The sequence below is a fragment of the Poseidonibacter sp. genome (assembly GCF_041821165.1).
GTDB lineage: Bacteria > Campylobacterota > Campylobacteria > Campylobacterales > Arcobacteraceae > Poseidonibacter.
The window spans coordinates 1-1,886 of sequence record NZ_JBGUES010000269.1 but is presented as its reverse complement, the minus strand read 5'-3'; the positions used below and the strand labels follow the sequence as shown (position 1 = coordinate 1,886).

Genomic DNA, 1,886 nt, shown 5'->3' with positions numbered 1-1,886 from the left:
CTTTTAAATACTATGCTTGAAAAACTTCAGCATACTTTTGAAGAGTTAGATAGAAAAGTTTATATCTTTATCAAAAATAAAAACTATGTAAAAGAAACAGACCCTTTAAAAAATATCAATAATACAATTGAAAGGTTATCAGATATTTATAAATTTAAGCAAACAATAGAAAATGATAAAGAGCTTGAAGATATCTATAATAGAATTGCTTATGTTTTAAGAGAAAGATTTGGTTTAGATGACTTTTCAATTATTGAAATAGATAATTCAACAAAAAATAAAAAAATTGTATATAGTGAAAAAGAGTCTCACTGTGATGTAATAAATGGTGAATGTCGAGCAAATAGAATTCATTCAAATGTTGATTCAAGTATCTTTGCTAAGTCATGTGAACTATATAACTTAGAAGGTAGTGAGTATATTTGTACACCTTATACAATATCAAATGATTTAACTTTAGTAACAACAATTGTAACAAAAACAAAAGAAGAAACTTCTAGAGTAAGAACAATTATGAGTGATATTGAAGATTATATTACAACAGCAAGACCTGCAATTGTAAGTAAAAAATTAATGCAAATGCTTAATTTAATGGCAAGAGTTGATCAACTTACAGGAATGTATAATAGAAAATTCTTGGATGAATTTGCTGATGTATCAATTCCACAAGCAGCAAGAGCAAAAATATCTTATGCTATTTTAATGATTGATATAGATTATTTTAAAATGATTAATGATACTTATGGACATGATATTGGTGATGATGCTATTAGAGTTGTTTCAAATGTTATTAAAGATAGTATTAGGTCTTCTGATATTGCTATTAGATATGGAGGAGAAGAGTTCTTAGTTTTATTATATAATTGTGATTTAGAAAATATTACTAGAATTGCAGAAACTATTAGAATTAATTTCTCAAAAGAAAAAATTTCAGCACAAGGTACAACTTTTAGTAAAACTCTAAGTGTTGGTTGTTCTGTTTTCCCAACTGATAGTAATAGTATTTGGAAATGTATTAAATATGCAGATATGTCACTTTACCATGCTAAAGAAACAGGTAGAAATAAAGTTGTTAAATTTAGTGAAGACTTATTAGCAGAGGCTGATATTAGTGGTGATTATAAAATTAAGTAAAAAAAAGAAGAGGATAAACTATGAAATAGTTTGTCCATCTTCTATTCTGATTTGATTTCTTCCATTCTTTTTTGATTCATATAAAAGCATATCTGCTTTTTGAATAGCACTTGCATATGAAACATGATTACTTCTTATTGCAACACCTGCTGAGAAAGTTACTTTAACTTTTTTATCTTTGTATTTAAAATCATTTGCAGTAACAATTGTTTTTACTCTTTTTAAATATTGTAAAAGTTCTCTATTTAAATTAAAATGAACAATAGCTACAAACTCTTCTCCACCATATCTTCCAACAATATCATTTTCTCTTGTACATTTTTCTAAAACTTTTGCAAAAGTTTTAAGAATTACATCTCCACCATCATGACCATAAGTATCATTTATTTTTTTAAAGTGGTCTAAGTCAAAGAATACAACAGCATATTGTGAATGATTTCTTTGATAAGAGTTTTCTATTTTTCTTATTTCATTACTATAAGCTCGTCTTGTTAGAAGTCCAGTTAAATGATCAGTCATACTTTCGTTTTTTGTTCTATTTAGTTCTTCTTCTAAACTTTTTACTTTTTCTTCTAATTCTTCAACTTTACTTTTTCCACTTTTTAGCTTAGAACTAACAGCACTCATTTCTTCTTCGATTAATGAAGCAGCACCAATAAGTTCATTTTGTAAATCAGCTAATTCATCAAGACCATCTTTTGTAAGATTTATACTTTGGATTTTTTCTTTAATATTTAATACATTTTTAGAAC

General features: G+C 26.1%; 2 protein-coding genes. One reads left to right on the top strand and one right to left on the bottom strand.

Annotated features, from left to right (window positions below; genetic code table 11):
• Positions 1-1,134, top strand: a 1,134-nt coding sequence (locus ACERKK_RS13055) for a GGDEF domain-containing protein (protein WP_373773511.1), incomplete at its 5' end; no start/stop codon positions are given.
• A gap of 18 nt (positions 1,135-1,152) precedes the next feature.
• On the opposite strand, the gene ACERKK_RS13050 is transcribed toward ACERKK_RS13055, so the two are convergent.
• Positions 1,153-1,886 (bottom strand): GGDEF domain-containing protein (locus ACERKK_RS13050; RefSeq protein ID WP_373773510.1); only part of this gene is annotated, 734 nt, incomplete at its 5' end.